9 protein-coding genes and 1 pseudogene are annotated in these 5,515 nt (G+C 34.4%); 5 read left to right on the top strand and 5 right to left on the bottom strand.

Annotation, left to right across the window (positions count from 1 at the left end; translation table 11 throughout):
- The 3 genes and pseudogenes from FWJ34_RS17830 to FWJ34_RS17820 form a co-directional block, all read right to left on the bottom strand.
- The coding region (locus tag FWJ34_RS17830; protein WP_308256687.1) for a secondary thiamine-phosphate synthase enzyme YjbQ at window positions 1-391 on the bottom strand (391 nt) is incomplete at its 3' end.
- 386 nt (window positions 392-777) lie between these two features.
- On the bottom strand, window positions 778-1,179 hold the full coding sequence (locus FWJ34_RS17825; protein ID WP_308256686.1) for a calcium-binding protein: 402 nt from the start codon (window positions 1,177-1,179) through the stop codon (window positions 778-780).
- Window positions 1,180-1,209: 30 nt separating this feature from the next.
- Window positions 1,210-1,302: pseudogene (locus FWJ34_RS17820) on the bottom strand (hypothetical protein); the annotation flags it as partial.
- A 256-nt stretch (window positions 1,303-1,558) separates the two neighbouring features.
- On the opposite strand from FWJ34_RS17820, the gene FWJ34_RS17815 reads away from it, so the two are divergent.
- The 4 genes from FWJ34_RS17815 to cpcA all read left to right on the top strand — a co-directional run bounded on the left by FWJ34_RS17815 (window position 1,559) and on the right by cpcA (window position 3,565).
- Window positions 1,559-1,771, top strand: coding sequence for a type II toxin-antitoxin system VapB family antitoxin (locus FWJ34_RS17815; protein ID WP_308256685.1), 213 nt, complete (start codon window positions 1,559-1,561; stop codon window positions 1,769-1,771).
- Complete coding sequence (locus FWJ34_RS17810) at window positions 1,758-2,162, top strand: PIN domain-containing protein (RefSeq protein WP_308256684.1); 405 nt, start codon at window positions 1,758-1,760, stop codon at window positions 2,160-2,162. Before FWJ34_RS17815 ends, FWJ34_RS17810 begins: the two co-directional genes overlap by 14 nt.
- Window positions 2,163-2,485: 323 nt before the next feature.
- Window positions 2,486-3,004 carry a phycocyanin subunit beta gene (locus FWJ34_RS17805; RefSeq protein WP_308256683.1) on the top strand — a complete coding sequence of 173 codons (519 nt, stop codon included), beginning with the start codon at window positions 2,486-2,488 and terminating at the stop codon, window positions 3,002-3,004.
- Between the two features lie 69 nt (window positions 3,005-3,073).
- Window positions 3,074-3,565, top strand: a complete 492-nt coding sequence (cpcA, locus tag FWJ34_RS17800) for a phycocyanin subunit alpha (protein ID WP_308256682.1) — start codon at window positions 3,074-3,076, stop codon at window positions 3,563-3,565.
- 221 nt (window positions 3,566-3,786) lie between these two features.
- On the opposite strand, the gene FWJ34_RS17795 is transcribed toward cpcA, so the two are convergent.
- Together FWJ34_RS17795 and FWJ34_RS17790 are read right to left on the bottom strand one after the other, a co-directional pair.
- Window positions 3,787-4,179 (bottom strand): type II toxin-antitoxin system death-on-curing family toxin, encoded by a 393-nt coding sequence (locus tag FWJ34_RS17795; protein WP_308256681.1) that lies wholly within the window; start codon window positions 4,177-4,179, stop codon window positions 3,787-3,789.
- Window positions 4,176-4,400 carry an AbrB/MazE/SpoVT family DNA-binding domain-containing protein gene (locus FWJ34_RS17790; protein ID WP_308256680.1) on the bottom strand — a complete coding sequence of 75 codons (225 nt, stop codon included), beginning with the start codon at window positions 4,398-4,400 and terminating at the stop codon, window positions 4,176-4,178. Before FWJ34_RS17790 ends, FWJ34_RS17795 begins: the two co-directional genes overlap by 4 nt.
- Before the next feature lie 35 nt (window positions 4,401-4,435).
- Between FWJ34_RS17790 and FWJ34_RS17785 the strand changes: the two genes are divergently transcribed.
- The gene (locus tag FWJ34_RS17785) at window positions 4,436-4,633 is read left to right on the top strand and encodes a hypothetical protein (protein WP_308256679.1); all 198 of its coding nucleotides are present in this window, start codon (window positions 4,436-4,438) and stop codon (window positions 4,631-4,633) included.
- The last annotated feature ends 882 nt before the right edge of the window (window positions 4,634-5,515 follow it).

The raw sequence follows: 5,515 nt of genomic DNA, 5'->3' as shown, positions 1-5,515 counted from the left end.
CTCGAAGATGCGATCGCATTCTATGTTCCCATAAATAAACACCTTGCCATGTACCAAGTAATAATCTGCTGTTACGAATGATAATATTTTCAGAAGTCCTAGTTAATACTGAGCGAATATGACTAGGCATATCGTCAGCCCCTTCGGAATTATGAAGGTAATCATAGCCATTTTCAGGAACAAGTTTACTAAAAAAATTACTTAAATCTGCCAATACATCAGGATCAGCATTTTCTTGGATAATTAAACTAGCACTGGTATGCAAAACAAAAACCGTACATAAACCATTAATAATGCCTGAATTTTTGACTACCTCTGTGATTTGGGGCGTGATTTTATGAAGACATTTACCGCTAGTTTTAATTTTGATGATTTGTTGATGAATTTTCATAATTGTAACTAATTTATAATTGAGCAAACTTGACTTATAGTCATCATTCAAAAGAAAAATAAGCACTCGACGCATTTAACTTACATTTTCTATTAATTCTAAAAAATAATCTAAAGTTTTAACTTTTAACTCTTTCCTTTTCCCTTTTCCCTTCCATCACCAGACAACTTAAATGCAAACTAGCTTATTACTGAAGATAAGGTATTTTTTATCAATAGTAGGGTGGGCATTGCCCACAAGAATTGCAAAATAGACTACTCAAAAAAAAATTAATTGGCTCATAGTAAGGGAATTTACCCTAATTTCTAATTTTTAATTGCTAATTGTTAAAGCCTGAAACCTAATAATATCAATAATTTTTATAATTCACGGATGGTATTTACAGTTTAACTTTCCACAAAAATACTGGCATTTGTTAAAGCTAAACCCGTATTTAAAGTTGCGATTTGTATAGATGGAATAATACCCGTACCATCTTGATCGAATAATAAAGCTCCTGTTGAACTATTATAAATAAATCTTTGACTGGCATTTGTGGCACTAATACCAAGAAAGAATTGAGCGGTAGTCAGGTTGGCATTTGCTGTTAAACCACCATCGAAACCAGAAGCAGAAATAACAATTTGATCCCCTTGGGCTACAGAAAAGTCGCTAATTCTATCAATCCCCTCATCCGCATATTTAAACACAAATCGATTGCTTCCCGCACCCCCTGTTAAAGTGTCTGCACCTTTATCACCGATTAAGGTATCGTTGCCATCGCCACCGAGTAACACATCATTACCCAAACCACCGATTAACTTATCATTACCAGTGCCACCGTTAAGGCTATCATTCCCATTGCCTCCGTTAAGGTTATCATTACCAGTGCCACCGTTGAAGGTATCATTACCATCCCCACCGTTAAGGATATTTGCGCCACTATTGCCAGTAATACTATTATTAAGGATATTCCCGATACAAGATAAGAAAAGTTCGATATTGCTATAATCTAAATGAGAGTATTTTTGAAGCTAATTAATTATGACAACTACATCAGGGGAAAATGTGGTGATTTTAAATGATAATAAGTTTCAATCAAGAGTGTGGTAATTTTGAAAGGTTTAATCGCACTTTTTTTACCCATAATGTTTATAATATTGCGCAGAATATATATTAATTGCCATTATGAAAACTAATATTGATTTAGATGAGCAACTCCTACAACAAGGTTTTGCTATTACGGGATTGAGAACAAAAAAAGAATTAGTGAATTTTGCTTTAGCTGAATTGGTGAAAAAACACGCCCACAAAGATCTCTTAGAATTAGCCGGTGAGATTCAATTTGTAGATGGTTTTAGCACTAATATTGTGAGAACAAATCGCTATGTTGTTGATTGATACATCAATTTGGATTGTAGTACTTCGGGATAAGTCTAAGGTTAAATCAGCAAAACTAAAAAAGATAATTGATGGTAGAAATTATTATCTACCTATTTTTACTAAAATGGAACTTTTACAAGGGTGTAAAGATGACATTGAATGGGTAAAAATGAGTTCTTATTTAGCGGTTCAAAATTATCTTGAACCTGATTATGCTTCGATTTGGGAAAAGTCTGCTAGGCTCTATTTTGAACTTCGTCGTCAAGGAGTTACTGTTCGTAGCAATATTGACTGTGCGATCGCCATTATAGCACTAGAAAATAATTTAATTCTCTACCACTATGACCGAGATTTTGAGGCAATGGCAAAATATACCGTTCTTAAACAGAAAAAACTAGATCTCACATAAGGTGAAATTAAGGGCTAAAGTCTGGAATGTAAATAAATGTAAATAACTATCTCAGAAAATTTAACAAGACGTAATAAACAAATGCGCCGTTAAAGGTTATAAACTTATGTGGAAGGTTAAATGACTTTTCAAAGACCAGTTTCTCAAAAGAAATTTGTCAAAAGATTAAGTTTCTTTACAAATGCTTAACAATAACTTGTACTTAAGCACATAATAATGGAAACTAATTTTTGGGAATTAAATCCCATTCAAGTTTAACTTTCGGTTGAACTAAAATTTAATAAAAACAAATCAAACAAACTCAATTAGGAGATTAACTAACAATGTACGACGCATTCACAAGAGTTGTTTCTCAAGCTGACGCCCGTGGAGAATTCTTAAGCTCTGCTCAATTAGATGCTTTAAGCAAATTAGTAAGTGACAGCAACAAACGGGCAGACGTAGTAAACCGTATTACAGGTAACGCTTCTGCTATTGTTACTAACGCTGCTCGTTCTTTATTCGCTGAGCAACCTCAATTAATCGCTCCCGGCGGAAATGCTTATACTAGCCGTCGTGTAGCTGCTTGTCTTCGTGACTTAGAAATCATCTTACGTTACATTACCTATGCAATCTTTGCTGGTGACGCTTCCGTATTAGAAGATCGTTGCTTAAATGGACTCCGTGAAACCTATTTGGCTTTAGGCACTCCCGGTTCTTCCGTAGCAGTTGGCGTTCAAAAAATGAAAGATGCAGCTATTGCGATCGCTAATGATACTAACGGTATTACTCTTGGTGATTGCAGTTCTTTAATTGCTGAAGTTGCTACCTACTTTGATCGTGCGGCTGCCGCAGTTGCGTAGGTATAAAGATACCAACCAAGTTAAATTTCATTTACGTAATAAAAATATAATTTAGGAGAAATTAATTCCATGTCGAAAACCCCTTTAACTGAAGCAGTATCCGCAGCAGATTCTCAAGGTCGTTTCTTAAGTAACACTGAATTTCAAACCGCCTTCGGTCGTTTCCGTTTAGCTGCCTCTGACTTACAAGCTGCTAAATCTTTAACCGATAATGCACAACGTTTAATTGATGGTGCAGCCAACGCTGTTTACAACAAATTCCCTTACACCACCACCACCCCAGGTGCTAACTTCGCTTCTACTGCTGAAGGTAAAGCAAAATGTGCTCGTGACATCGGTTACTACCTCCGTATTATCACCTATTCTTTAGTAGCTGGTGGTACAGGTCCTCTTGATGAGTACTTAATTGCAGGTCTTGATGAAGTTAATCGTACTTTTGACTTATCTCCTAGCTGGTACATTGAAGCCTTAAAATATATCAAAGCTAATCATGGTTTAAGTGGTGATTCTGCTCTAGAAGCGAACTCCTACATCGACTACGTTATCAACGCTCTTAGCTAGTCTCCCATTTCTACTTCAGAGTGATTCTCGAAGGCTTAAATTAGCTTTTGTCATCAAACAAAAAAATCCTTGCTATTGTCAAGGTTGAAATAATCCTCGTTGCCTGAGAAAATTTGCGAATACGAATTTATAAACGTGTTTGTTGGTTTTTTCGGGCAATGTTGTTTTTTAGAGATTTTACGGAAAAATAGTCTATGATATTAAGTAATAACATTTTGTACTTAGTTATTTATGTGCTTACTTTCTGTTATAAACCACTCTTGTAATTCTTCTTCGGTAATTGTGCCACTAGCTACGGATTGAATTATGCTTACTACCTCTATTTCTGATGCGGTAAATTGATAACCATTAAGCATTAAAAATGTTACTCCAGCGATAAAACCAGTTCTTTTATTACCATCAATAAAGGAATGATTTTTAACTATGCTGAAGGTATAAGTAGAAGCTAGGGAAGGAATATTAGTAATTTGATGGTAGTGATATTGATTTTGTGGACGTACTAAAGCTGACTCTAGTAAACCCTTATCCCTTAAGCCATTAGCCCCTCCATGTTCAGTGATTTGCTCTTGGTGAATGCCTATTACTAAGCGCATTGATAACCAATGGATGTTCATTTTGCTAATTCTCGTAAGGCGTTGCGATATTGTTTCATCACCTGTCGTGCAGTGTCCATTTCCTGTTCAAATTCGGGATTATAGGGGGTAATTTCAAAGCCGTTGGGGGTAGGGATAAGATAAAAGTTATCGCCTTCTTCTATGTGCATTTTGGCTAATACTTCTTTGGGTAAAACAACCCCTGTGGAATTACCGATGGTTATTACTTTTAGTTTAAACATTGTCTTATTAAAAATTTGTTATAATTAATATTATAATGTTTAGTCCGATAAATTATGGTACAAATATTGATAATTTTGAGGACAACAAAATGACGGAAACTGTTATCAATAATGACTTTAACCCTGATAATAACCGCTACAAAAATGACTTTATATCATATAATAATCAAGTTAATTCTGTAGCGATTCAAGAGGGTGACAAAGGAGGCGTTAAAATAAGGCATAAGTTTTAAAATAGAAGGAGAATTGAAGGAGCGTAACAAAAAGACTGAAACTCATATCAATTCTAACTTTAACCCCGATAATGACTGCTACGAAAATAGCTCTATATCATATAATAATCAAGTCAATTTTGTAGCGACTCAAAACGGTGTTGATGACTCTCACCATTAAATCAAACTCGCTTTATAGTAGGAGTCTTCTTTGTTCACAAAAATAAATACTGACGTTGAGTTAATCATGTAGTGTCATTTACATACTGAAAAATTAGTCGGAGTTGAGAAATCGATCGATCGACACATCAGGTAATTAATCTAAGACGCATTTAACTTACCGTTTTTATTAAGTCTTAAAAATGACTTCATAGCTTATCTGTTGCCAGATGAGAAGTTGCCTACCTCCATCAGTAAACTTAACTTAGATGCGCAGAGTAGCTTACTAGGTATCTTTCTATTTACGCCTATTCGCCTCTCACCCAATCTTAATTAATTTTGAATCAAATATTTGATGTGTCTGTTTTTAAATAGACACTATTTAGATAATATGTCGAATTATATGCCAGGTTTCTGAACCATATATAATTAATTTGTTACTACATAAAACCTCAAACATTATTTAATGATTGATTTAAAAGCTAATTATCTCAAGGATTATAGTCCAGTATTCAAATAATTAATAGCTACTAAAATATCAAAATCTATTCATTGAAGTAGTAAGATATAGACACTAGACACTGTATATTTTAAATTAGACAGATGAATAAGTATTATATTAATGATTTACAAGAAAGATATAATCTGAAAACTAGACAGTCTGTGTACGACCGATTAAAAGCCATAGGAACACAAGTAGAGAAAGAAGGGAATAAAAGCTATGTAACCGAGACTGTATTGGAG

The sequence above is a fragment of the Geminocystis sp. GBBB08 genome, assembly GCF_016743215.1.
Lineage (GTDB): Bacteria > Cyanobacteriota > Cyanobacteriia > Cyanobacteriales > Cyanobacteriaceae > Geminocystis.
The sequence above is the reverse complement of the archived record's forward strand: the minus strand, read 5'-3'. Positions and strand labels throughout refer to the sequence as shown.

What these genes read in the sequence shown, in the direction of transcription:
- FWJ34_RS17805 (WP_308256683.1), top strand. Translation starts at nt 2,486, where the DNA reads ATGTACGACGCATTCACAAGAGTTGTTTCTCAAGCTGACGCCCGTGGA.
- FWJ34_RS17815 (WP_308256685.1), top strand. Translation starts at nt 1,559, where the DNA reads ATGAAAACTAATATTGATTTAGATGAGCAACTCCTACAACAAGGTTTT.
- cpcA (WP_308256682.1), top strand. Translation starts at nt 3,074, where the DNA reads ATGTCGAAAACCCCTTTAACTGAAGCAGTATCCGCAGCAGATTCTCAA.
- FWJ34_RS17810 (WP_308256684.1), top strand. Translation starts at nt 1,758, where the DNA reads ATGTTGTTGATTGATACATCAATTTGGATTGTAGTACTTCGGGATAAG.
- FWJ34_RS17795 (WP_308256681.1), bottom strand. Translation starts at nt 4,179, where the DNA reads ATGAACATCCATTGGTTATCAATGCGCTTAGTAATAGGCATTCACCAA.
- FWJ34_RS17790 (WP_308256680.1), bottom strand. Translation starts at nt 4,400, where the DNA reads ATGTTTAAACTAAAAGTAATAACCATCGGTAATTCCACAGGGGTTGTT.
- FWJ34_RS17785 (WP_308256679.1), top strand. Translation starts at nt 4,436, where the DNA reads ATGTTTAGTCCGATAAATTATGGTACAAATATTGATAATTTTGAGGAC.